This is a genomic window from Pseudomonas sp. AC532 (genome assembly GCF_979258965.1).
Map to the genome: position 1 here is coordinate 1,744,476 of NZ_OZ409888.1, position 23,693 is coordinate 1,768,168.

Below are 23,693 nucleotides of genomic sequence, written 5' to 3' on the forward strand. Positions count from 1 at the left end.
CGCTAGGTCCTCACCGCTCGATCAGCGCGATGCGCTTGTTGTACCAGTTCATCAGCAGGGAAATGCTGATACTGATCGCCAGGTAAACGCTCATGGTGATGGCAATCACCTCGATGGCTTGCCCTGTCTGGTTGAGTACCGTGCCGGCGAACAGCGACACCATGTCGGGGTAACCGATACCGGCCGCCAGGGAGGAGTTTTTCGCCAGATTCAGGTATTGGCTGGTCAGCGGCGGAATGATCACGCGCATGGCCTGCGGGATGATCACCTTGCGCAGCGTCGGGCCCGGGCGCATGCCCAGCGAACGAGCGGCCTCGGTCTGCCCGTGGCTGACCGAATTGATGCCGGAACGCACGTTCTCGGCGATGAACGCCGCGGTATAGACAGTCAGCGCGATGGTCAAGGCCAGCAACTCGGGGATCATTACCCAGCCGCCAACGAAGTTGAAGCCCTTGAGTTCGGGCACCGACCAGTGCAGAGGGCTACCGAAGAGCAGCGCGAACAGAGTGGGGATGACGATCGCCAGGCCCAGGCCTGCCCAGAACTTGTGAAACGGTACGCCGGTGGCTTCGAAGCGCTTGTTGGCCCAGCGGGTCATCAGCACGATAGCGACCAGGGTCACCGCCAGCCCTGCCACGAACGGCCAGAAGGCGCCAGTCGCCTCGGCAGCCGGCATGTTGAGGCCGCGGTTGCTGAGGAAGAAGCTGTCGCCGACGCTGATGCTCGTACGTGGCCCCGGCAACGGCAGCAGCACGGCGAAGTACCAGAAGAGAATCTGCAGCAACGGCGGAATGTTGCGGAAGACCTCGATGTAGACCGTCGCCAGCTTGCTGATCATCCAGTTCGGCGACAGGCGCGCGATACCGATGATGAAACCGAGAAGGGTCGCCAACACGATGCCGATGATCGACACCAGCAGGGTGTTGAGCAGGCCGATGACGAACACGCGGGCATAACTGTCCGCTTCGGTGTAGCTGATCAGGTGTTGAGCGATGCCGAAGCCGGCACTGCGCTCGAGAAAGTCGAAGCCGGAGGTGATACCCCGGTGTTGCAGGTTGGTTTGCGTATTGTGGAACAGGAACCAGCCTAGCGCGATCACCGCAACGACAGTGATGATCTGGAATAGCCAGGCACGCACACGTGGATCGCTAAGGGAGAACCCCTGCGGTGCGCCGATGTTTTTCTGCATGGGAATGCCCCAGGTATAACGGAACGAAAATCGCCCGGCAGCAGGCTGCCGGGCGACAGGTCAATCAACGCACTGGAGGAGCGTAGTGCAGACCGCCTTTGTTCCACAGAGCGTTCAGGCCACGCTCGATTTTCAGCTCGCTGCCCTTGCCGATGTTACGGTCGAAGACTTCGCCGTAGTTACCGACCTGCTTGACGATCTGGACGACCCAGTCCTTCGGCAGCTTCAGGTCCTTGCCGTACTCACCGTCGGCACCCAGCATACGGGCGACGTCAGGGTTCTTGGTTTCCTTGGCCAGGGCTTCGACGTTCTTGGAGTCGACACCCAGCTCTTCGGCGTTCAGCATGGCGAACAGGGTCCACTTGACGATGGCCATCCAGTCTTCGTCACCACGACGAACCAGCGGGCCCAGGGGCTCCTTCGAGATCACTTCCGGCAGCACGACCCAGTCATTCGGCGCACCCAGCTTGATGCGCTGCGCGTACAACTGCGACTGGTCGGAGGTCAGCACGTCGCAACGGCCGGCTTCCAGGGATTTGGCGCTTTCGTCGGAGGTATCGAAGGTGATGGGGGTGTACTTGAGGCCGTTCGAGCGGAAGTAGTCGGAGACGTTCAGCTCGGTGGTGGTACCGGCCTGGATACAGATGGTCGCACCATCCAGTTCCTTGGCGCTGGCAACGCCCAGCTTCTTGTTGACCAGGAAGCCGATGCCGTCGTAGTAGGTCACGCCGGTGAACACCAGGCCCATGCCACCATCGCGGGAGCTGGTCCAGGTGGTGTTGCGCGACAGCATGTCGACTTCACCGGACTGGATCGCGGTGAAACGCTCCTTGGCGGTCAGCGGGCTGTACTTGACCTTGCTCGCGTCGCCCAGCACTGCAGCGGCAACACCGCGACAGATATCGACGTCGATGCCCTGATAGTTGCCCTTCTCATCCGGTACCGAGAAACCCGGCAAGCCGTCACTGACGCCACACTGCACAAAGCCCTTCTTCTTCACGGCGTCCAGCGTGGCACCGGCGTGCGCCATGCCTGCTGCGCCAAGAACGGCGGCGGCGGTCAACATCGCCAGGGTGGTTTTGACCATCTTCATTGAACATTCTCCGGTTGCTTTTGTTGTGTTGGAGTCTCAGCCCGATCGCCGTACCCTTTTGGGGCATGTCGTCACTGTAGGCAGCAACAGTGTAGACCGGTGACCAGACCTCGGTGCAGTGCCGTGACCTATTCGAGAGCGAAGTCATCAGCGCTTGCACCAGCCCGCGGGTGAGCAGGCCCGAGACGGATAGCGAATTTGTACATCGACAGGCATGCAGCGCCCGGCGAACCTTTTGGAAACCCCATCAAATCGGCTTTCCCGTCTGCTCCGCGGCCCAGAGCGGTGTTACCACCCCAGGCCGGCGACATCAGTCTCGTGTTCTATAGCAAAGCCCATACCACACGCGGTTTTTATCTGTGCAACAGGCAGGTCAAGGGCGAAACTTGTAACCTTGCGACATCTTGTTCATGGATAGGTACAGTGACGAAAAACAGTTACGCACCAAAGTAATGCACAAGCCCCACATTGGAGCAACATATGGATACCACATTGCTACTGCAGCCCCCACTTGCCGCCGATGCCTGCGTGATCTGGCTGCACGGTCTGGGTGCAGACCGCTTCGACTTCGAGCCGGTGGCCAAGGCATTGCAGCAGACCCTGCCGAGCACACGCTTCGTACTGCCACAGGCGCCAAGTCGCGCGGTGACCGTCAATGGCGGCTACGAGATGCCCAGCTGGTACGACATTCTCGCCATGAGTCCGGCCAGGGCGATCAACCGTGATCAACTGGAGCAGTCGGCGCAGCAGGTCATCGACCTGATCGAGGCGCAGCGCGACGGCGGCATCGATCCGGCGCGGATCTTCCTGGCCGGTTTTTCCCAGGGTGGCGCGGTGGTGCTGCACACCGCCTTTCTGCGTTGGCAGGGCCCCCTGGGCGGCGTGCTGGCGCTGTCGACCTATGCACCGACGTTTGCGGATTCGCTGCACCTGACCGAGATACAACGCGGCATCCCGGTCTATTGTCTGCACGGCAATCAGGATGGCGTGGTGCTTGAGAGCATGGGCCGCGCTGCCCACGACTGGCTACAGGCGCGCGACGTCAGCGTGACCTGGCAGCAATACCCCATGGGCCATGAGGTGCTACCGCAGCAAATCCGCGACATCGGTGCCTGGCTGGCAGGCCGTCTATAACGGCCGTCTGCCAAAACTGACCGGGCTGTGACAATGGTCACAGTGCGCATGCCGCTTGTCGTCGGCGTGATGTGAGAGCATTGTCAGCCAACGAGCCGCCGGATACTGTCGGCGCCACAAGGCCAGGTCATTCGCCATGAATGCGGTCATTGAATAGGGAGCGTTAGCGGTGCCAATCGTTACGCGTTTCGGGCAAGGATGCTGATGCCATGAAGGCAACCCAATGGTCGATTGACCTTCAGCAGATCCGCAAACTGAAGCTGTTCAACAACGTTGCGCTGAGCAGCCTGACGCAGCTGCTGGAGTCCTTCAGCCCTTATGATCTGGATACCGGCGAAGTGCTGCTGTCGCCATTCGAGCGCAATCAGTACCTCTATATAGTGGTCAGCGGCAATCTCAAGGTTTACCTCGGCTCCCTGGACAACCAGCCGGTGACCACGCTGCGCTCCGGCGAGTGTGCTGGCGAAATCAGCTTTATCGACAACGCGCCTCCCAGCGCCTACGTGGTGGCCACCGAGCCGAGTAGCGTGCTGCGCCTGCACCGCGATGCCCTGAACACGCTGTTCGAGCAGTCCCCGCAAATGCTGCAAAACCTGCTGGAGGTACTCTGCAGCCGCGTGCGCCAGGGCAACCGCCAACTGATCGACAGCGAACAGAACGCCAACGTCGACAAGCTCACCGGCGCGTTCAACCGCCGCTGGCTGGAGCATATGTTCGAGCGTGAGCGCAGTCGCTGCCTGTTCAGTTGCCAGCCGCTGAGCCTGCTGATGCTCGATGTAGACCACTTCAAGGACTACAACGATCAGCACGGGCACCTGGCCGGCGACTACGCCTTGTGCCTGGTCGCCCACACCCTGCGCCGGCAACTGCGCGCGCGCGACAGCCTGGTGCGCTTTGGCGGGGAGGAGTTCGTCGTGCTGCTGCCGGAGCTGTCGTTGCAGCAGGCAGCGGACATCGCCGAACGCCTGCGCGAGAGCCTGGAGCAGATCAGCGCGTTCTACTCGCCACTGGGCGCCCAGCCCGGCGTGACGATATCGCTGGGGCTGACCCAGATGATGCCCAAGGACAACCTCAACAGCCTCATCGCCCGCGCCGACAAGGCCCTGTACCAAGCCAAGGACGGCGGCCGCAACCGCCTCTGTCATTGAAATGCCGTCAGCGCGTGGCACGCTAACCGACCCAGCCTGCCCCGTGGATTCTGCCGATGCGTAAACGCCTGCTGATCGCGCCGCTTGCCCTGATCGTCGCTGCGGGCGTTTTCTTCACCTTACCCAGCGTGCTGGACCGCCACATGAACAGCGTCGAAACGCCAGCGCCCTACCCGGCCAGCGAGGCAGCCGCCCGCCTGCACGACAGCCTGTTCATCGCCGACCTGCACGACGATGCCCTGCTCTGGGAGCGCGACCTGCTCAAGCGCTATAGCTACGGCCACTCTGACCTGCCACGCATGCTGGACGGTCGTGTCGGCCTGCAGGTGTTTTCCACGGTCACCAAATCGCCTCGCGGCCTGAACTACGAAAGCAACGCTGCCGACAGCGACACCATCACCCTGCTCGCCATGGCCCAACGCTGGCCGCGGGCGACCTGGGACAGCCTGCTGCAGCGCGCGCTGTATCAGGCCGACAAGCTGCGCGAGGCTGCCGATGATAGCGATGGGCGGCTGGTGCTGATCAGGACGAAGGCCGATCTGAACACCTTTCTGCAGGCCTGGAACGCCGATCCGCGCCGCGTCGCCACCCTGCTGGCGACCGAAGGCCTGCATCCACTCGAAGGGCAGCTGGCGAACCTGGATCGTCTGTATGACGCCGGCTTTCGCATGGCGGGTCTGACGCACTTCTTCGACAACGAGGTCGGCGGCTCGGCCCACGGCCTGAAGAAAGGAGGCCTGACACCGCTTGGCCGGCAGGTCATCGCCCGCCTCGAAGAAAAATCCATGTTGATCGACCTGGCGCATGCCTCACGCCCTCTGATGGACGATGTGCTGGCTATCGCCACGCGCCCACTGCTGGTATCCCATGGCGGCGTAGCAGGCACCTGCCCTGGCACCCGAAACCTGAGTGACCGGCACCTGCGTGCCATTGCGGCCACGGGCGGGGTGATCGGCATCGGCTACTGGGATACCGCCGTCTGCGCGACCTCGGTCGCTGCCATCGTCGAGGCGATTCGCTATACGGCGGATCTGGTTGGCGTGCGCCATGTCGCCCTCGGTTCGGATTTCAACGGCACCATTCACGCGCCGTTCGACGTCACCGGCCTTGCCCAGCTGACCGAAGGGCTGCTTGGCGCCGGTTTCAACCGCGAGGAGATCGCCGCGATCATGGGCGGCAACGTCCAGCGCCTGCTGCTTGCCAGCCTGCCGCCCGGCTGATCGCAACGCCTGCAACCAGGGCATCGGCAGGGTACTTCGCCCTGCGCGCGTCTTGCTTTACACTGGCTGTCGTTCATTCCTTAATCAACCGACGAGATGACCGTGCTCAAAGCACTCAAAAAAATATTCGGCAAAACCGAAAGTGAGCCACACAGCTCAGTCTCCGCGACCCTCGAGCCCTCCTCGCCCCCCGCCAGCCCCGTTAACGAGGAACACCAGCCGCGGCCACCGAAAGCGTCGGCCCCCGCTGCCCAGAAACCTCGCAATACGCCTGCCAAGCCGCGCCGCGAGCGCGCGCCCAAGCCGCTGGACACCTGGAAACTCGAAGACTTCAACGTCGAGCCGACTCCCGGCAAGACCCGCTTCCACGACTTCAAACTGTCGCCGGAGCTGATGCACGCGATCCACGACCTGGGCTTCCCCTACTGCACGCCGATCCAGGCGGGGGTACTGGGCTATACGCTCAAGGGCCGCGACGCCATTGGCCGTGCCCAGACCGGCACCGGCAAGACAGCGGCCTTCCTGATCTCGATCATCACCCAGTTGCAGCAGACTCCGCCGCCAAAAGACCGCTACATGGGTGAGCCGCGGGCGCTGATCATCGCACCGACCCGCGAGCTGGTGGTGCAGATCGCCAAGGACGCGGCCGAGCTGACCAAGTACTGCGGCCTTAACGTCATGAGTTTCGTCGGCGGCATGGATTTCGACAAGCAGCTCAAGCTGCTCGAATCACGCTTCTGCGACATCCTGGTGGCCACACCGGGTCGCCTGCTGGACTTCAACCAGCGCGGTGAAGTGCACCTGGATATGGTCGAGGTGATGGTCCTCGACGAAGCCGACCGCATGCTCGACATGGGCTTCATTCCGCAGGTGCGGCAGATCATTCGCCAGACGCCGATGAAGGGCGAGCGGCAGACCCTGCTGTTCTCCGCGACCTTCACCGAAGACGTGATGAACCTCACCAAGCAGTGGACCACCGATCCGGCCATCGTCGAGATCGAGCCGGAAAACGTCGCCAGCGATACCGTCGAGCAGCATGTCTACGCTGTAGCCTCGGCCGACAAGTACAAGCTGCTCTACAACCTGATCGCCCAGAACGACTGGATCCGCGTGATGGTCTTCGCCAACCGCAAGGACGAAGTACGGCGCATCGAAGAACGCCTGACCCGCGACGGCATCAGTGCCGCGCAGATGTCCGGCGACGTGCCGCAGCACAAGCGCATCAAGGTCCTGGAAGGCTTTCGCGAAGGCAGCATTCGCGTACTGGTCGCCACCGACGTGGCAGGCCGCGGCATCCATGTCGACGCCATCAGCCACGTGATCAACTTCACCCTGCCGGAAGACCCGGACGACTACGTACACCGCATCGGGCGTACCGGCCGCGCCGGCTCCAGTGGCACCTCGATCAGTTTCGCCGGTGAGGACGACGCCTTTGCCCTGCCGCCGATCGAACAACTGATCGGTCGCAAGATTCAGTGCGAGATGCCGCCGGAGGAATTGCTCAAGCCGGTACCGCGCAAGCACTGAGGGCCGCCGTCGCTGCTCGATGACCAGGCGCTCGCCCGGCCCTCCCCCCCCCGCTTGACCATTTAGCGCCCTGTCATGGCAATGCCCGACAGGGCGTCGCCATAACAGGGATTCGTTCATGACACTCAAGATCGACAGCAGCGACCTGAGCCGCGCCGTCCAGGCGGGCGTTCTGCAGCCAGGCCAGGACCATGCCCTCCTCGACTTTCTGCGCCACGCCCCGCAAAGCCGCCCCAGTTTTCAACTGTCCCACGTGGCCTACTACTTCGGCGCCCTGCTGATCATCGGCGCCATGGGCTGGTTGATGACCGAAGCCTGGATGAGCATCGGCGACACCGCATTGCTCGTGATCAGCGGCGCCTATCTGCTGCTGTTCCTGCTGGGTGGTCGAAGCCTCTGGCAACGCGGCCAGAGCATTCCAGGCGGCCTGCTAGCCGCCGTGGCGGTGAGCCTCACGCCGCTGGTGATGTTCGCCGCCCAGGGCGTGTTCGCCTTCTGGCCAACGGGCGACGCACAAACCGACTACGTCGATTATTACCGCTACGTGCAAGGCGGCTGGCTGATGATGGAAGTGGCGACGATCGTTGTCGGCTTGCTGGTACTGCGCATCATGCCCTTCCCGTTCATCGTCATGCCGATGGCCGTGGCACTGTGGTTCATGTCGATGGACCTGAGCGAGCTGCTTCACGGTGAATACCTGGATTGGGAAAAACGCCGCGAGGTGTCCTTGTGGTTCGGCCTGCTGATCCTGCTTGGCAGCCTGGTGGTGGACGGCCGCAGCAAACAGGACTTCGCCTTCTGGGGTTACCTGGCCGGCCTCACCGCCTTCTGGGGCAGCCTAAGCCTGATGGACAGCGGCAGCGAGTTCGGCAAACTGTTCTACTGCCTGATCAACCTGGGGCTGATAGGTTTTGCCGTGCTGCTGCGCCGCCCGTTGTTCATGGTGTTTGGCGCCATCGGGGTGGCCGCCTACCTCGGCTACCTGGCCCATGACGTTTTCCAGGATTCGCTGTTGTTCCCCGTGGTGGTCAGCCTGATCGGCCTGGGCGTCATCGGCCTCGGCCTGCTCTACCAGAAACGCCGTGAAGCGATGACCAGCGCCCTGCGCCGCCACATGCCGGAAAGCTGGCAACGGTTCCTGCCGGCGCTGCGCCGCTGAGCTGACTCGCACGCCTCCTGAGGCAATCCAGCGCCCACCGTGCCGACGCCCTCCCAGCGAGCGTTGGCAATCGGCGCGGCCCAAGCTGGCGCGCGCTCACTGCGCTGCAAAGCCACCTGCAAACAAGGACTTACAGGGCGCACCGGACGGCTTGCGCCATCAATTGGCTAGCCTTGGAATCTGCAAGCGAATCGGTATGATGCGGCACTTTTCCGGAAAGCCGCATGCCGCCCCGCCGCCTCATCGCCCTGCTGTTTCTCGTTCTCGCTACGCCCCTCGCCGCCGCGCCGCCACAGTCCTTCAGCCAGGCCAAGAAGATCGGCTGGAAGCTCTACGAGCGCCAGTCGGTAGAGTTCTACTGTGGCTGCAGTTTCAGCGGCAATCGGGTCGACCTGAAAAGCTGCGGCTACATCCCGCGCAAGAATGCCAACCGGGCCTCGCGAATAGAATGGGAACACATCGTCTCGGCCTGGGAAATCGGCCACCAACGCCAATGCTGGCAGCATGGCGGTCGCAAGAACTGCAGCCGGAACGACCCGGTGTTCCGGCGTGCCGAAGCCGACCTGCACAACCTGGTACCAGCGATTGGCGAGGTCAACGGTGATCGCAGCAACTATGACTTTGGCTGGCTACCCCAGAAGCCCAGCCAATATGGCGCGTGCCCGACAGTGGTCGACTTCAAGGCGCGCAAGGTCATGCCGCGCAAGGAAGTGCGCGGCATGATCGCCCGCACGTACCTGTACATGAGCGACCGTTACAAGCTGCGCCTGTCGAGGCAGAATCGCCAGCTGTATACCGCCTGGCACAAGACCTACCCGGCCCAGCAATGGGAACGCCAGCGCAACCAGCTGATGGGCTGCGTGATGGGCTGGACCAACCCCTATGTCGGGCAGCTCGACAAGCGCTTGTGCGAGCCGGCTCCAGTGGCAGCGGTTGGTCGGCGCTAGAACCTGACGACGAAAACGTGAGACATAACCCCTGAAAGCCAAAAGGCCGATCCCTTGTGGTGATCGGCCTTTTGGGCTGCAGCGCTCAGTCGATCACAGCGGCTTGCCGCGGTTGCCGTGGGCAGCGACGAAGGCCTGCACGGTCTTCAGGTCGTTGGCCAGCACCGTGCAGCGCTCGTCACGCTCGAACAGATCGGCCAGATGCGCTGGCAGCGCTGGCGAGAGTGCCACCGCCGATTTTTCGATCGCTTCCGGAAACTTGACCGGGTGCGCCGTGCCCAGCACCACCATCGGCACGCTCAGGCTGCGCCGGCATTCGCGGCCGGCACGCACGCCAATGGCGGTGTGCGGGTCGAGCAACTCACCGGTGGCGGCGTACACCTCGGCGATGGTCTGGCAGGTCTGCTCATCGCTCACGGCGAGCGAATCAAACAGCTTGCGCGCTTCGGTCCAGCGATCATCTTCGACGGTGAAGCCGCCGGTCTGGCGGAATTCGGTCATCAACGCGGCGATCGACGGGCCGTTACGACCATGCAGGTCGAACAGCAGGCGCTCGAAGTTCGACGACACCATGATGTCCATGGACGGCGATAGCGTCGGGTACAGGTCGCCCTTGGCGTACTGGTTGCCGCTCATGAAGCGGTGCAGGATGTCGTTGCGGTTGGTGGCGACGATCAGCTGGCTGACCGGCAGGCCCATGTTGCGTGCCAGGTAACCGGCGAAGATGTCGCCGAAGTTGCCGGTCGGCACCGAGAAGGCCACCGAACGTGCCGGCCCGCCGAGCTGCAGAGCGGCATGGAAGTAGTAAACGATCTGGGCCATGATCCGCGCCCAGTTGATGGAGTTGACCGCCACCAGGCGCGTGCCCTTGAGAAAGCCCTGATCGGCGAAGCTGGCCTTGACCATCTCCTGGCAGTCGTCGAAGTTGCCTTCGATGGCGATGTTGTGGATGTTGTCGCCGAAGATGGTGGTCATCTGCCGGCGCTGCACCTCGGACACCCGCTGGTGCGGGTGCATGATGAAAATGTCGACGTTATCGCAGGCCTTGCAGCCTTCGATGGCAGCGGAACCGGTGTCACCCGAGGTGGCACCCATGATCACCACGCGCTCGTTGCGCTTGGCCAGCACGTAGTCGAGCAGACGGCCGAGCAACTGCAGGGCAAAATCCTTGAACGCCAGGGTCGGGCCGTGGAACAGCTCCAGCACCCATTCGTTGCCGTTCAACTGGCGCAATGGCGCCACGGCCGCGTGCTCGAACACGCCGTAGGTGTCTTCGAGAATCTTCTTGAAATCGGCGTCCGGAATGCTGCCAGTCACAAATGGGCGCATCACCCGGAACGCCAGCTCGTGGTACGGCAGGCCGGCCCAGGAGGCGATTTCTTCCTGGGTGAAGCGCGGCAGGTTTTCCGGCACGTACAGGCCACCATCGGTAGCCAGGCCTGCCAGCAGAACCTCTTCGAAATTCAGGGCCGGTGCCTGGCCGCGAGTGCTGATATAACGCATTGTCTGCAAACCTTCGGTTGAGCGTCACGCCGCGATCCGCTCGCAGCGTGCGGCTGAAATTAGTTGAGTTGTTCGACGCGGATCCGCACGACGTTACCCACCACGTCGTTCAGCGCTTCCAGTGCGGCAATGGCGTCGTTCATGCGCTGCTCGGCAACGCGATGAGTGACCAGGATCATCGGCACCAGGCCGTCCTGTTCTTCGACTTCCTTCTGCATGATCGATTCGATGTTGATGCCACGCTCCGACAGGATGCTCGCCACCTGGGCCAGCACGCCGGGGCGATCCTTGGCCTGAATGCGCAGGTAGTAGGCGCTTTCGCAGTCGCTGATCGGCAGGATCGGGTGGTCGGACAGCGAGTCCGGCTGGAACGCCAGGTGCGGCACGCGGTTGGTCGGGTCGGTGGTCAGGGCGCGCACCACGTCGACAAGGTCTGCCACGACTGCCGAAGCGGTCGCCTCCATGCCGGCCCCCGCGCCGTAGAACAGCGTACTGCCAGCGGCGTCGCCATTGACCATCACCGCGTTCATCACGCCGTTGACGTTGGCGATCAGGCGGTCGGCCGGGATCAACGTCGGGTGCACACGCAACTCGATGCCGGCATCGGTACGCCGCGCAACGCCCAGGTGCTTGATGCGATAACCCAGCGCCTCGGCGTAATTGACGTCGGCGGTGGTCAGCTTGGTGATGCCTTCGGTGTAGGCCTTGTCGAACTGCAGCGGGATACCAAAGGCGATGGAAGCCAGAATGGTCAGCTTGTGGGCGGCGTCGATGCCTTCCACGTCGAAGGTCGGGTCGGCTTCGGCATAACCCAGCGCCTGGGCTTCGGCCAGCACGTCTTCGAAGGTGCGGCCCTTCTCGCGCATTTCACTGAGGATGAAGTTGCCGGTGCCGTTGATGATCCCGGCCAGCCAGTTGATGCGATTGGCCGCCAGGCCCTCGCGGATCGCCTTGATCACCGGAATGCCGCCTGCCACCGCCGCCTCGAAGGCGACGATCACGCCTTTCTCGCGGGCGCGGGCAAAGATCTCGTTACCGTGCACGGCGATCAGCGCCTTGTTGGCGGTGACCACATGCTTGCCGTTGTCGATGGCCTTGAGCACCAACTCGCGAGCCACGCTGTAACCGCCAATGAGTTCGACGACGATATCGATCTCGGGGTTGCAGGCCACCGCGAAGACATCGTCGGTCATGGTAATGCCGGTCGATTGGTACTGGGGCTTGGGTGTGCGGGTGGCAATCTGCGCCACCTCGATGCCACGCCCGGCACGACGCGCGATTTCCTCGGCGTTGCGCTTGAGCACATTGACGGTACCGCCACCGACGGTACCCAGCCCACAGATGCCTACTTTGACCGGATTCACACTAGACCCCCAACTGCACTGCGTAAAACGGCCGACGCAGGCGCCAGCCGTGAAAAAAGAGCCGCACCTTACGAAGCGGCTGTCTGATAGTCAATCAAGCCGGATCACTTGGCTTCCAGGGCCAGACGAGCGAGCTGCGCCGCCGGCTGATAACCCGGAATCATCTTGCCGTTTTCAAGAATGATCGCCGGCGTGCCGTTGACGCCGATCATCTGCCCGAGCTGGTATTGCTGGGCGACCGGATTGGCGCAGGTGGCTTCAGGCACCGATTGGCGCGCCTTGGCCTGATTCATGGCGGCCTGGCGATCCTTCGAGCACCAGACGCTGGCCAGATCCTTGGCAGCCTTGCTGCCCAGGCCTTGGCGCGGAAAGGCCAGATAACGCACCTCGATGCCCTGCTTGTTCAGCTCGGCCACCTCGCTGTGCAGCTTCTGGCAATAACCGCAGTCGGTGTCGGTGAATACGGTAATGTGGGCCTTCGGTTCCTTGGGTGCGAACACCACCATGTCCTTGGCGGGAATGGCGTTGATCTGCTTGGCCACCGCGCGGCTCTCTTCGACCTCGGTGAGGTTCACCGCCTGGCCGTCCTTGAACTGGAACAGATAACCCTGCATGACGAATTGCCCGTCAGCACTGGCGTACAGCTGGCGCCCGCCCTTGAGCTGCACCTGATAGACGCCGGGCATCGGGCTTTCGGCAATGGCTTCGATGGGCAGATCCGGCTGGATCGACAGCAAGTTCTTGCGGATCGTCTGATCCGGATCGGCAGCGTGGCCGAGGGTGCTGACCAGGCCAAGGGCCATGGCCGCGAAAAGGCGGGTCACACGCATGGATACTCCTATCGAGCGACGGGGTGACGAGGGAAGAGCGAAGACTACCATAACCAGGGGCCCTGACTGCGGGCGGCAGATGCAAAGCGCGAACTGACACCGGCCCGTTCAACCACGCGGATGGTGCTGGGCGTGCAACGCCTGCAGCCGCGCGCGCGCCACATGGGTGTAGATCTGCGTGGTGGACAGATCACTGTGCCCCAGGAGCATCTGCACCACCCGCAGGTCCGCGCCGTGATTGAGCAGGTGGGTGGCGAAGGCATGGCGCAGGGTGTGCGGCGACAGCGACTTGGCGATGCCGGCAACCCGGGCCTGGTGCTTGATGCGATGCCAGAAGGTCTGCCGGGTCATCTGCTCGCCACGCAGGCTGGGAAACAGCACATCACCGGGACGCCCGCTCAGCAGCGCCGGGCGCGCTTCGCGGCAATAACGCTCGACCCAGCCGATCGCCTCCTCCCCCATCGGCACCAGGCGCTCCTTGCTGCCCTTGCCCAATACCCGCAACACGCCCTGGCGCAGGTTGACCTGCTCGAGCGTCAGGCCAATCAGCTCGCTGACCCGTAACCCGCAGGCATACAGCACTTCGAGCATGGCGCGATCACGCAGGCCGATCGGATCGTCCAGGTCCGGAGCGGCCAGCAGCGCTTCAACGTCCGCTTCCGATAGCGACTTGGGCAGCGGCCGCCCGAGCTGTGGCATGTCCACTTGCAGGGTCGGATCGCTGTCGATCACCCCCTCGCGCAGAAGGAACCGATAGAACCCGCGCATGCCGGAAATCAGCCGCGCCGTGGAGCGCGCCTTGTAGCCTTCGTTCATGCGCCAGGCCAGGTGATCGAGCAGCACGTCGCGCCCGACCGCCTGCAGATCCAGCCCACGGCTCTGCAGCCAGCCGTTGAGCAGTGCCAGATCACTGCGGTAAGCCGACCGTGTGTGCTCGGACAGGCCCTTCTCAAGCCATAGCGTTTCGATGAAACGCTCGATCAGCGGATGGTCGACTGCAGGCATCGGTTAGCCCTGAAAAAAGAGAGTGGAAGGCACCGGCGACGCGCGCTCAGAAACCCGGCAATATCGGTACCGGCTTGCCATCGTCACCCATGGCGACAAAGCTGAAGGCACCCTGGATGGCCAACTCGCGCCCCGCGCCGTACATGTCCTCGACGAACACGTCCACCTGCACTTTCATGCTGGTGTTACCCACCGCACTGACCCGCCCGACCAGCTCGACGATGGTGCCCGCGGCAATCGGGTGATTGAAGTCGATACGGTCGGAAGACACCGTCACCAGCGGCAACCGGCAGAAGCGCGTGGCGGCGATGAACGACACCTCGTCCATCCACGCCATGGCCGTGCCGCCGAACAGGGTGTTGTGGTGGTTGGTGGTCGGTGGGAATACTGCCTTGGCCACCCGCGTTTCCGACAGCTCGGTACGCCGCTGGATTTCCTGCTCTCTGGGGGTCATCACTCAGAACCTGCTCACGACTTTGGTGTGCGTAGTAGATACAAAAATCGCACCTAATAAGAAGGGCCTCTACAAGGCGCAAGTAGCCTTTCATCCCCGTAGGGTGGACAACGCTCTTTTTGTCCACCGTTGCGATAGTAGAGCAGTGGACGGTTGCGGCGTCGTCCACCCTACGAACTGGATTTCCTGCTCTCTGGGGGTCATCACTCAGAACCTGCTCACGACTTTGGTGTGCGTAGTAGATACAAAAATCGCACCCAATAAGAAGGGCCTCTACAAGGCGCAAGTAGCCTTTCATCCCCGTAGGGTGGACAACGCTCTTTTTGTCCACCGTTGCGATAGTAGAGCGGTGGACGGGTCGGGCCGCGCAGGTGAGGCGTCGTCCACCCTACGAACTGGATTTCCTGCTCTCTGGGGGTCATGAACGACACTTCGATGATCGAAACGAACAAACGCCAGAAACGAAAAAAGCAGCTCAAGGCTGCTTTTTTCGAGAGGGAAGCGTGGCTTAAGCCAGCTTCTCCTTGATGCGTGCTGCCTTGCCGGACAGGTCGCGGAGGTAGTACAGCTTGGCCTTGCGAACGTCACCACGACGCTTCACGGACAGGCTGTCGACCAGCGGGCTGTAAGTCTGGAAAGTACGCTCGACGCCTACACCGCTGGAGATCTTGCGCACGGTGAAGGCGCTGTTCAGACCGCGGTTACGCTTGGCGATTACCACACCTTCGAACGCCTGCAGACGCTGACGGTCACCTTCCTTTACTTTTACCTGGACGATCACGGTGTCGCCCGGGGCAAAGGTCGGGATCTCTTTGTTCATCTGCTCAGCTTCGATCTGCTGAATGATTTTGTTGGTCATGCTGCGCTCCTAAGACGGGCCGTCAGGCCGGCCATCGATATTTAGTTATCGTCCCGCTGGCGGATGTATTCCTCCAGCAGCTTTTTCTCTTCTCCAGAAAGCGAGCGGCTATCCAGAAGATCGACACGGCGTTCCCAGGTGCGCCCCAGGGACTGCTGCAAACGCCAGCGCCGGATGTGTTCATGGTTGCCACCAAGCAGCACCTCAGGAACACGTTTATCCGCATACACCTCCGGGCGGGTGTAGTGCGGGCAGTCGAGCAAGCCATCCGTGAAGGAGTCTTCCTCGGCCGAGTCTGCATGACCCAATGCACCAGGCAAAAGGCGCGTTACCGCATCGATCAGCACCATGGCCGGCAGCTCACCGCCGGACAGGACGTAATCGCCAATCGACCATTCCTCGTCGACGTGCGTTTCGATGAAACGCTCGTCGACGCCTTCGTAGCGGCCGGCGATGAGGATCAAACGTTCCTCCTTCGCCAGCTCGCGTACCGCCGCCTGCGTCAGCGGGCGGCCCTGCGGCGAAAGGTAGATCACCTTCGCCGGACCGCCGCTGGCCTGCCTGGCATCAGCCAGAGCATCTTCGAGCGGCTTGATCTTCATCACCATGCCAGGACCGCCACCGAAGGGGCGATCGTCAACCGTGTGATGACGATCCGTGGTGTAACTGCGTGGGTTCCAACAGGTCAGCTGCAACAGCTCCTGCCTTACCGCACGGCTGGTGATGCCGTAATCGCCGATGGCGGCGAACATTTCCGGGAACAGCGTAATGACATCGACGCGCAAGCTCGGCATGGCGTCAGAAGTCCGCATCCCAGTCGACCCGCATCTCGCCAGCCTCGAGGCTGATCGACAACACACACTGCTGCGTATAGGGCAACAGGCGCTCGCGATCATCGAGGCTGTCGATGCACGGCTTGACCACCATCACATCATTGGCACCGGTCTCGAACAGGTGGTCGACCTTGCCGAGCAATTGCCCTGCCTGATCGATGACCTTGAGACCTTCCAGCTGGTACCAGTAGAACTCGCCGTCGTCCAGTTCGGGCAGCTGGCTGCGGGGCACGGTAATCTCGAAACCGGCGTAGGTACGCGCCACTTCACGATCATCGAGCCCTTTCAGCCTGGCGACCAGAACCTTGCCCTGCAAGCGTCCACCAGCCAGTTCAACCTGTTTCACCTCACCATCGCGCCGCAGCGTCCAGCGAGGGTAATCGAGCACGTTATCCAGAGGATCGGTAAAGGAAAACACCTTCACCTCACCCTTGACGCCATGCACCGAAACAATCTTGCCGAGAACGATGAAATCCTCGGCGGGAGCCGGCGTCGTGCTCATAAAGTGCTTAGGCAGCAGCCTTGGCAGCTTCTTTCAGCAGCTGAGCAACGCGCTCAGACGGCTGTGCGCCCTGGCCGAGCCAGTAGGTAGCGCGCTCTTGATTGACGGACAGCTTGACTTCGGCACCCGAGGCGATCGGATTGAAGAAGCCGATACGCTCTACGAAGCGACCATCGCGCGCATTGCGGCTGTTGGTCACGGTCAGGTGGTAGAAGGGGCGCTTTTTGGAGCCGCCACGAGCGAGACGAATAGTTACCATGTGAACATCGTTCCTGTAGTCGGTGCTAACTTGAGGCACACATCAAAAATGGGCCTAGGCCCGAAAGGCCGCATATTCTAAGGATTATGCGGCTGTTTGCAAATCTCTTTTTCCGCCGACCCTCGACAGGCCGGCGCAGACGCTTCAGAACTTCGGCATACCGCCGCCCGGCATCATGCTGCCCATGCCGCGCATCATCTTGGCCATGCCACCTTTTGCGCTGAATTTCTTCATCATCTTCTGCATCTGCTTGTGCTGCTTGATCAGCCGGCCGATGTCCTGCACCTGCGTGCCGGACCCCATGGCGATACGCCGCTTGCGCGACCCACTGATGATGTCCGGGTCCCGGCGCTCGGCAGGCGTCATCGAGTTGATGATCGCCTCCATCTGCTTGAATTGCTTCTCCGCTGCGCCTTGAGCGCCGCCCATCTGCGACAGGTTGACGCCGCCCATCTGCGGCAGCTTGTCCATCAGGCCGCCCAGACCGCCCATGCTCTTCATCTGCACGAGCTGGTCACGGAAGTCTTCGAGATCGAAGCCTTTGCCCTTCTTGAGCTTCTTGGTGAGCTTCTCGGCCTTGTCACGGTCGAGGGTCTGCTCGGCCTGCTCGATCAGGCTGAGCACGTCACCCATGCCGAGGATACGCGAGGCGATCCGCTCGGGGTGGAACGGTTCGAGCGCTTCGCTCTTCTCGCCCATACCGATGAACTTGATCGGCTTGCCGGTGATCGCGCGAACCGACAGCGCGGCACCACCCCGGGCATCACCGTCGACCTTGGTTAGCACCACGCCGGTGAGCGGTAGCGCGTCATTGAAGGCCTTGGCGGTGTTGGCGGCGTCCTGGCCGGTCATGGCGTCGACCACGAACAGGGTTTCCACCGGCTTGACCGCCGCATGCAGTGCCTGGATCTCGGCCATCATCTCGGCATCGATGGCCAGACGACCGGCGGTATCCACCAGCACCACATCGATGTACTTGAGCTTGGCTTCACGGATCGCCGCTTCGGCGATGGCGACCGGCTTCTGGCTGATGTCGGACGGGAAGAAGGTCACCCCGATGTCGCTCGCCAGGGTTTCCAGCTGCTTGATCGCTGCGGGGCGGTAGACGTCCGCGGACACCACCATCACGCTCTTTTTCTTGCGCTCCTTGAGGAAGCGCGCCAGCTTGCCCACGGTGGTGGTCTTGCCCGCGCCCTGCAGACCGGCCATCAGCACCACCGCAGGCGGCGTGGTGCTCAGGTCGAGGTCTTCGTTGGCCGCGCCCATCAGGCTTTCCAGCTCCAGGCGCACGATCTTCACGAACGCCTGGCCAGGCGTCAGGCTCTTCGACACTTCGGTGCCGACGGCACGGTCCTTGACCCGCCCCACGAAATCCTTGACCACGGGCAACGCCACGTCGGCCTCGAGCAGCGCCATGCGCACTTCGCGCAGGGTGTCCTTGATGTTGTCCTCGGTCAGCTTGGCCTTGCCAGTGACGCTGCGCAGGGTCTGCGAGAGGCGATCGGTTAAATTTTCGAACATGCGCGTTCCTTTCGGGCCGTCGGGCCGGGATGGGCTTGCAGCAAACGGCGGATTATAACGAAGACTGCCAGCCTTTCGAGGCTTCTTTGTCGGCACCCCTGCGACATATGAGAGCGGATAGCGCCTGCAGTCTTTTTGCGACACCCGTTGTGTGCCACACTCAGCGCCTTTCCGGCCTTGTCATCCAGGATCTATGCACCCTCTGTTGCCCAGCCTCGCCGCAGCCATTCTTTACTTTGGCGCCGCCAGCTACCAAGGCCTGCACCTGACCCGGCGCAGCACGCCCCGCAAAAGCCTGCTCGCGCTCGTGGGCGTCGTCGCGCTGTTTTTTCATGGCGGCAGCCTGTTCATGCAGATGCACTACAGCGCCGGGCTGAATCTGGATTTCTTCAACACCGCCAGCCTGATCGCCTTCACGGTGATAGCGCTGATCCTGCTGGCCTGCCGGCGAATGCCGGTGGACAACCTGTTGCTGTTTCTCTTCCCGCTGGGCGGCCTGACGGTGCTGTGCGCCCAGTTCATACCCAGCGGTACCACCCAGCCGCTCGAAGAAGGCCCCGGAATCCTCGCGCACATCCTGCTGTCGATCATGGCGTACGGCATGTTGACCATCGCCATGTTCCAGTCGCTGCTGCTGCTGGTACAAGATCATCATCTGAAGCACAAGCACCCGTCCGGGTTGATTCGCAACTTCCCGCCCCTGCAGACCATGGAAAGCCTGCTGTTCAGCTTTCTGTGGAGCGGCTGGGCCCTGCTGTCGCTGTCGCTGCTGTCCGGGGCGATCTTCATCGACAACCTGTTCACCCAGCACCTGGTGCACAAGACCATCCTGTCCTGCTTCGCGTGGGTGGTGTTCGCCGTGCTGTTGTGGGGCCGCCATCAGCTCGGCTGGCGCGGACACAAGGCGATTCGCTGGACGCTTGCCGGATTCTGCCTGCTGATGCTGGCCTTCTTCGGCAGCAAGCTGGTCCGCGAATTCATCCTGCACATCTGATTCCGTGGACACGCCCTCACCCATCCCCCTGCTGGCCGTGCTGCTTGTGTTGCTCGCCTGCGCGGCGTTCTTCACCTGCGCCCGCACCGTGCTGTTCAGCCTCAACCGCTACCGGCTGCGCCACCGTGCCCGCCAGGGGCACCGCGCCGCCACGCGGTTGATCCGCCTGCTCGATCAGCCGCAACGCCTCTCTGCCACGCTGCGCATCGGCAACCTCTGCAGCACCGTGGCCGCCTCGGTAACGGCCACGCTGCTGGCCCTGCATCAGGGCGGTAGTACCACCCTGGCCATCTGGCCGCTGCTGCTGACCCTTGCCGCCCTGATGCTGGCCCACCCCCTGGGGCGCGTTCTGGCCGGGCTGCCGGCGCCGCTGTTCGCTTACCCGACGAGCAGACCTCTGTTGATGGTCAGTGCCGCGCTGTCGCCGCTGACCAGCCTGCTGCTGAGCCTCAGCCAGGCGCTACGCGCCACGATTGGCAGGCCGTCGATGGTCCAGCGCGACGACCTCAGCCTCGAGGAACTGCGCGGTGCGCTGCAGGCCGACGACCTGCCACTGCCCGGCGAAAGACGTGCGATGCTGCTGGGCGTGCTGGAACTGGACCGCGTCAGCGTCGACGACATCATGATTCCCCGCCACGAGATCACCGGCATCGACTTGCAAGGCAGCACGCCGCTGATCGAGCAGGTCCGCAACGCCGCCCACACGCGCCTGCCGGTGTACCGCAACAGCCTCAACCAGACCGAGGGCATTTTGCACATGCGGCGCCTGGCCGGCCGCGGTGAACTGGACGAAGCGGCGCTGCTGCTGGCCTGTGACGCTCCCTACTTCGTGCCCGAAGGCACCACGCTGGCCAACCAACTGGTGAATTTCCAGCAGCACAAGTACCGCACCGGCATCGTCGTCGACGAATACGGCGAGGCCATGGGCATCGTTACCCTGGAAGATATTCTCGAAGAGATAGTGGGCGACCTGAGTACCGTGGAAACCGCGCATCCACGCGAGTTCCAGCCGCTGGGCGATGGCACCTGGGCGATCAAGGGCAGCGCTTACCTGCGTGAAATCAACCGGGCGCTGGGCTGGAGCCTGCCGGTCGACGGGCCGAAGACCGTCAACGGCCTGGTTACCGAGCTACTGGAGAACATCCCGGCTAACGCGGTATGCCTGCAGGTAGGCCGCTACCGCTTCGAAATACTCAGTGCCAGCGGCAGCCGGGTGCTCGAAGTGCGGGCCTGGGAAGCCCTGCCAAGGTAAATACCGCCAGCGGTCGCCTGTGCCACCGCTGGCGCTTTCCGTCAGAGTTCGACCTTGACCGCTTGTGCCGAGCGCAGGGCCTTGGCCCGCGCAGCTTCCAGCGACTCGTCGCGCGCCAGGGCCACGCCCATGCGGCGCTGGCCACTGACCTCCGGCTTGCCGAACAGGCGCAGCGCGGTATCCGCCTCGGCGAGCGCGGCGCCCAGGTTGCCGAAGCTGACCTGCTGCGATTCGCCTTCCACCAGAATCACCGCCGAAGCCGACGGGCCGAATTGGCGAATCGCCGGGATCGGCAGACCGAGAATGGCCCGTGCATGCAGCGCAAACTCGGACAGGTCCTGAGAAATCAGGGTGACCAGGCCGGTGTCGTGAGGGCGCGGCGATATCTCGCAGAACCACACCTGATCGCCCTTGACGAACAGCTCGACGCCGAACAGGCCACGCCCACCCAGCGAACCGGTCACCGCCAGGGCGATACGCTCGGCTTCGGCACGCGCCGCCGGGCTCATCGCCTGGGGCTGCCAGGACTCCTGGTAGTCGCCCTTCTCCTGGCGATGGCCAACCGGCGCGCAGAAGGTTGTGCCGCCGACGTGGCGCACGGTCAGCAGGGTGATTTCGTAATCGAAGTCGATGAAGCCTTCGACGATCACCCGGCCCTTGCCGGCGCGCCCGCCGGCCTGGGCGTAATCCCAGGCCTTCTGCACGTCGTCGGCACCCTTGAGCACCGACTGGCCCTTGCCCGAGGAACTCATGATCGGCTTGACCACACAGGGGAAACCGATGGCGCTGACTGCCGTCTGGAACTCCTCGAGGGAGTCGGCGAACTGATACGGCGAGGTGGGCACACCCAGTTCCTCGGCCGCCAGGCGACGGATGCCCTCGCGGTTCATGGTCAACTGCGCGGCGCGGGCGCTGGGGATGACGGTGTAGCCTTCGTTCTCCAGCTCGACCAGGGTCGCGGTGGCGATCGCTTCGATCTCCGGCACGATGTAATGCGGCTTTTCCAGCTCGATAACCGCGCGCAGCGCTGCGCCATCGAGCATGCTGATCACGTGGCTGCGATGGGCCACCTGCATGGCCGGCGCGTTGGCGTAACGGTCAACAGCGATGACCTCGACGCCGAGGCGCTGCAGCTCGATCACCACTTCCTTGCCGAGCTCGCCCGAGCCACACAGCAACACGCGGGTCGCGCTTGGCGACAGGGGGGTTCCGATACGGGGCATAACAGGATCCTTGGGTAGCAGGAAGAATTCAGGCGGGGATTTTAATCACCGCGGGCGACGACCGCGACTTAAATCGGCGCGCCCGCCAACGCGCCGCGGCGACAGCCCGTCGGCTACCGACAGTCGGCGCGCGGGCAACCCTCATGGATGCCGCGAATTGCTGTGCATCAGGGCGAGGGGGCAAGGCTTCGTCTACGCTCAATATGGATGTCGTCGCGGCATCGTCCGCCGATGCAGCGGCGCAGCTCCTGGCACGTAGACTTGCAAAGGAGGCATCGCCATGGACGCGTTCCACATCATGATCGTGATATTGATCAGCGGTTTTCTGCTGCTGGGCATCGGCTTCAACAACCGCGAGCAGGAATGGGGCATCTGGCTGACGGGCCTGGGTGCCCTGTCGATGTTCGCGCCGCTGTTATTCAAGGTGTTCATCGAATTCGGCTGAGCCCCGGCTCTGCTGGACCACCGCTCAGCCGCTTGCGCCGCTATGAACTTTCGCTGTCGGCCTGCCAGCGCTGCAACGCCGCCTGGTCGCTGCCGCGGCCCTCGACCCAGCGCGGGCCACTGGCGGTGTCTTCCTTCTTCCAGAACGGCGCGCGGGTCTTCAGGTAGTCCATGATGAACTCGCAGGCCTGGAAGGCCGCTTGTCGGTGCGCGCTGGCCACGCCGACGAAAACGATTGGCTCGCCCGGCTCCAGCCTGCCTACGCGATGGATCACCTCGACGCCCAGTAGCGGCCAACGCTCACGGGCCTGGGCTTCGATACTAGCCAGGGCCTTTTCCGTCATGCCCGGGAAATGCTCTAGGAACATGCCCGCCACCGCCTGGCCGTCATTGAAATCGCGTACGTAGCCGACGAAGCACGCCACGGCGCCGACCCCGCGATTGGCCGCGTGCACGGCGTTGGTCTCCAATCCCGGATCGAACACTGCCTGCTGTACGCGAATGCCCACCTCAGCCTCCGGTAACCGTCGGGAAAAAGGCTACCGCGTCGCCATCGACCAGCGGTTCGCTCAACCCACAGAGTTCTTCATTGCGTGCGCACATCAGGCCGCGCTCGGCGAGCACCTCCCAGGCACCGCCGCGCCCCAGCAGGTGCCGGCGCAGTTCGTCCAGGGTGGCAAAGCTGGCCGCCACCTCTTCGCAGTCGAGGCCCAGGGCTTCCCGGTAGCGGGCGAAATACTGCACACGGATCATCGTTCGCCCTCGCCCGCCAGGTAGTGCCCACTCTTGCCGCCGAGCTTTTCCAGCAAGCGCACCTGCTCGATGACCATGCCGCGATCCACCGCCTTGCACATGTCGTAGAGGGTCAGCGCGGCGACGCTGGCCGCGGTCAGCGCTTCCATTTCCACGCCGGTCTGGCCGGTGAGCTTGCAGCGCGCATGAATCAGCACTGCGTCTTCGCCCTCGGCCTGCAGCTCGACCTTGACGCTGGTGAGCATCAGCGGATGACACAGTGGAATCAGGTCTGAGGTTTTCTTCGCCGCCTGGATGCCGGCGATACGCGCCACGGCGAATACGTCACCCTTGGGGTGCTCGCCGTCGACGATCATCTGCAGGGTAGTGGGCAACATGCGCACCCGGGCCTCGGCAACGGCCTCGCGCACGGTTTGCGCCTTGTCGCTGACGTCGACCATATTGGCGCGCCCCTGGGAGTCGAGATGGGTCAGCACGGGC

At 63.0% G+C, this 23,693-nt stretch carries 25 protein-coding genes and 1 pseudogene; 10 read left to right on the plus strand and 16 right to left on the minus strand.

What is annotated here, in order from left to right; all coding sequences use genetic code 11:
* Nucleotides 1-10: 10 nt before the first annotated feature.
* Together ACZ0AV_RS08320 and ACZ0AV_RS08325 are read right to left on the minus strand one after the other, a co-directional pair.
* Nucleotides 11-1,189: an amino acid ABC transporter permease gene (locus ACZ0AV_RS08320; protein ID WP_499150601.1), complete on the minus strand. Its 1,179-nt coding sequence runs from the start codon at nt 1,187-1,189 to the stop codon at nt 11-13.
* Nucleotides 1,190-1,253: 64 nt separating this feature from the next.
* Nucleotides 1,254-2,282, minus strand: a complete 1,029-nt coding sequence (locus ACZ0AV_RS08325; RefSeq protein WP_499150602.1) for an amino acid ABC transporter substrate-binding protein — start codon at nt 2,280-2,282, stop codon at nt 1,254-1,256.
* Nucleotides 2,283-2,762: 480 nt separating this feature from the next.
* Here ACZ0AV_RS08325 and ACZ0AV_RS08330 point away from each other — a divergent pair, with 480 nt between their 5' ends.
* The 6 genes from ACZ0AV_RS08330 to ACZ0AV_RS08355 all read left to right on the plus strand — a co-directional run bounded on the left by ACZ0AV_RS08330 (nt 2,763) and on the right by ACZ0AV_RS08355 (nt 9,417).
* Nucleotides 2,763-3,416 carry an alpha/beta hydrolase gene (locus tag ACZ0AV_RS08330; protein WP_499150603.1) on the plus strand — a complete coding sequence of 218 codons (654 nt, stop codon included), beginning with the start codon at nt 2,763-2,765 and terminating at the stop codon, nt 3,414-3,416.
* 209 nt (nt 3,417-3,625) lie between these two features.
* Nucleotides 3,626-4,564 (plus strand): GGDEF domain-containing protein, encoded by a 939-nt coding sequence (locus ACZ0AV_RS08335; RefSeq protein ID WP_499150604.1) that lies wholly within the window; start codon nt 3,626-3,628, stop codon nt 4,562-4,564.
* A 56-nt stretch (nt 4,565-4,620) separates the two neighbouring features.
* Nucleotides 4,621-5,784: a dipeptidase gene (locus ACZ0AV_RS08340; protein WP_499150605.1), complete on the plus strand. Its 1,164-nt coding sequence runs from the start codon at nt 4,621-4,623 to the stop codon at nt 5,782-5,784.
* 102 nt (nt 5,785-5,886) lie between these two features.
* On the plus strand, nt 5,887-7,311 hold the full coding sequence (rhlB, locus tag ACZ0AV_RS08345) for an ATP-dependent RNA helicase RhlB (protein ID WP_499150606.1): 1,425 nt from the start codon (nt 5,887-5,889) through the stop codon (nt 7,309-7,311).
* Nucleotides 7,312-7,429: 118 nt separating this feature from the next.
* Nucleotides 7,430-8,470 (plus strand): DUF2157 domain-containing protein, encoded by a 1,041-nt coding sequence (locus ACZ0AV_RS08350; protein ID WP_499150607.1) that lies wholly within the window; start codon nt 7,430-7,432, stop codon nt 8,468-8,470.
* Between the two features lie 224 nt (nt 8,471-8,694).
* On the plus strand, nt 8,695-9,417 hold the full coding sequence (locus ACZ0AV_RS08355) for an endonuclease (RefSeq protein ID WP_499150608.1): 723 nt from the start codon (nt 8,695-8,697) through the stop codon (nt 9,415-9,417).
* A gap of 93 nt (nt 9,418-9,510) precedes the next feature.
* Here ACZ0AV_RS08355 and thrC read toward each other — a convergent pair whose 3' ends face one another.
* The 10 genes from thrC to ffh all read right to left on the minus strand — a co-directional run bounded on the left by thrC (nt 9,511) and on the right by ffh (nt 18,547).
* Nucleotides 9,511-10,920 carry a threonine synthase gene (gene thrC / locus ACZ0AV_RS08360; protein ID WP_499150609.1) on the minus strand — a complete coding sequence of 470 codons (1,410 nt, stop codon included), beginning with the start codon at nt 10,918-10,920 and terminating at the stop codon, nt 9,511-9,513.
* Nucleotides 10,921-10,979: 59 nt separating this feature from the next.
* The gene (locus tag ACZ0AV_RS08365) at nt 10,980-12,284 is read right to left on the minus strand and encodes a homoserine dehydrogenase (protein ID WP_499150610.1); all 1,305 of its coding nucleotides are present in this window, start codon (nt 12,282-12,284) and stop codon (nt 10,980-10,982) included.
* A gap of 104 nt (nt 12,285-12,388) precedes the next feature.
* Nucleotides 12,389-13,114 (minus strand): DsbC family protein, encoded by a 726-nt coding sequence (locus ACZ0AV_RS08370; protein WP_499150611.1) that lies wholly within the window; start codon nt 13,112-13,114, stop codon nt 12,389-12,391.
* 108 nt (nt 13,115-13,222) lie between these two features.
* Nucleotides 13,223-14,119 (minus strand): site-specific tyrosine recombinase XerD, encoded by an 897-nt coding sequence (gene xerD, locus ACZ0AV_RS08375; RefSeq protein ID WP_499150612.1) that lies wholly within the window; start codon nt 14,117-14,119, stop codon nt 13,223-13,225.
* A 46-nt stretch (nt 14,120-14,165) separates the two neighbouring features.
* Entirely contained in the window at nt 14,166-14,573 is a 408-nt protein-coding gene (locus ACZ0AV_RS08380) for an acyl-CoA thioesterase (RefSeq protein ID WP_499150613.1), read from the minus strand.
* Between the two features lie 508 nt (nt 14,574-15,081).
* A complete protein-coding gene (gene rplS, locus ACZ0AV_RS08385) occupies nt 15,082-15,432 on the minus strand; it encodes a 50S ribosomal protein L19 (RefSeq protein WP_070881295.1) in 351 nt (116 codons plus the stop codon).
* 41 nt (nt 15,433-15,473) lie between these two features.
* Nucleotides 15,474-16,226 carry a tRNA (guanosine(37)-N1)-methyltransferase TrmD gene (gene trmD / locus ACZ0AV_RS08390; RefSeq protein WP_499150614.1) on the minus strand — a complete coding sequence of 251 codons (753 nt, stop codon included), beginning with the start codon at nt 16,224-16,226 and terminating at the stop codon, nt 15,474-15,476.
* A 4-nt stretch (nt 16,227-16,230) separates the two neighbouring features.
* Complete coding sequence (rimM, locus tag ACZ0AV_RS08395; RefSeq protein ID WP_499150615.1) at nt 16,231-16,767, minus strand: ribosome maturation factor RimM; 537 nt, start codon at nt 16,765-16,767, stop codon at nt 16,231-16,233.
* Between the two features lie 7 nt (nt 16,768-16,774).
* Nucleotides 16,775-17,026 carry a 30S ribosomal protein S16 gene (gene rpsP / locus ACZ0AV_RS08400; protein WP_084306325.1) on the minus strand — a complete coding sequence of 84 codons (252 nt, stop codon included), beginning with the start codon at nt 17,024-17,026 and terminating at the stop codon, nt 16,775-16,777.
* A 144-nt stretch (nt 17,027-17,170) separates the two neighbouring features.
* Nucleotides 17,171-18,547: a signal recognition particle protein gene (ffh, locus tag ACZ0AV_RS08405; RefSeq protein ID WP_499150616.1), complete on the minus strand. Its 1,377-nt coding sequence runs from the start codon at nt 18,545-18,547 to the stop codon at nt 17,171-17,173.
* Between the two features lie 193 nt (nt 18,548-18,740).
* On the opposite strand from ffh, the gene ACZ0AV_RS08410 reads away from it, so the two are divergent.
* From ACZ0AV_RS08410 to ACZ0AV_RS08420, 3 genes and pseudogenes are all read left to right on the plus strand, one after another.
* Entirely contained in the window at nt 18,741-19,541 is an 801-nt protein-coding gene (locus ACZ0AV_RS08410; protein ID WP_499150617.1) for a cytochrome C assembly family protein, read from the plus strand.
* Nucleotides 19,542-19,545: 4 nt separating this feature from the next.
* On the plus strand, nt 19,546-20,793 hold the full coding sequence (locus ACZ0AV_RS08415) for a CNNM domain-containing protein (protein WP_499150618.1): 1,248 nt from the start codon (nt 19,546-19,548) through the stop codon (nt 20,791-20,793).
* Nucleotides 20,700-20,921: pseudogene (locus ACZ0AV_RS08420) on the plus strand (hypothetical protein); the annotation flags it as partial. The gene ACZ0AV_RS08415 and the pseudogene ACZ0AV_RS08420, both read left to right, overlap by 94 nt.
* Here the strand turns inward: ACZ0AV_RS08420 and purT are convergent.
* Nucleotides 20,835-22,016 (minus strand): formate-dependent phosphoribosylglycinamide formyltransferase, encoded by a 1,182-nt coding sequence (gene purT / locus ACZ0AV_RS08425; RefSeq protein ID WP_499150619.1) that lies wholly within the window; start codon nt 22,014-22,016, stop codon nt 20,835-20,837. The pseudogene ACZ0AV_RS08420 and the gene purT sit on opposite strands and share 87 nt — an antisense overlap.
* A 280-nt stretch (nt 22,017-22,296) precedes the next feature.
* Here purT and ACZ0AV_RS08430 point away from each other — a divergent pair, with 280 nt between their 5' ends.
* Nucleotides 22,297-22,461: a hypothetical protein gene (locus ACZ0AV_RS08430; RefSeq protein ID WP_499150620.1), complete on the plus strand. Its 165-nt coding sequence runs from the start codon at nt 22,297-22,299 to the stop codon at nt 22,459-22,461.
* 40 nt (nt 22,462-22,501) lie between these two features.
* Here ACZ0AV_RS08430 and moaE read toward each other — a convergent pair whose 3' ends face one another.
* Genes moaE through moaC form a run of 3 tightly spaced genes read right to left on the minus strand, consistent with a single transcriptional unit; the run spans nt 22,502 to nt 23,689 of the window.
* Nucleotides 22,502-22,969: a molybdopterin synthase catalytic subunit MoaE gene (moaE, locus tag ACZ0AV_RS08435; protein WP_499150621.1), complete on the minus strand. Its 468-nt coding sequence runs from the start codon at nt 22,967-22,969 to the stop codon at nt 22,502-22,504.
* 1 nt (nt 22,970) lies between these two features.
* Entirely contained in the window at nt 22,971-23,213 is a 243-nt protein-coding gene (locus tag ACZ0AV_RS08440) for a MoaD/ThiS family protein (protein ID WP_499150622.1), read from the minus strand.
* Nucleotides 23,210-23,689 carry a cyclic pyranopterin monophosphate synthase MoaC gene (gene moaC, locus ACZ0AV_RS08445; RefSeq protein WP_499150623.1) on the minus strand — a complete coding sequence of 160 codons (480 nt, stop codon included), beginning with the start codon at nt 23,687-23,689 and terminating at the stop codon, nt 23,210-23,212. The genes ACZ0AV_RS08440 and moaC overlap by 4 nt, the downstream gene beginning before the upstream one ends.
* Nucleotides 23,690-23,693: the final 4 nt, after the last annotated feature.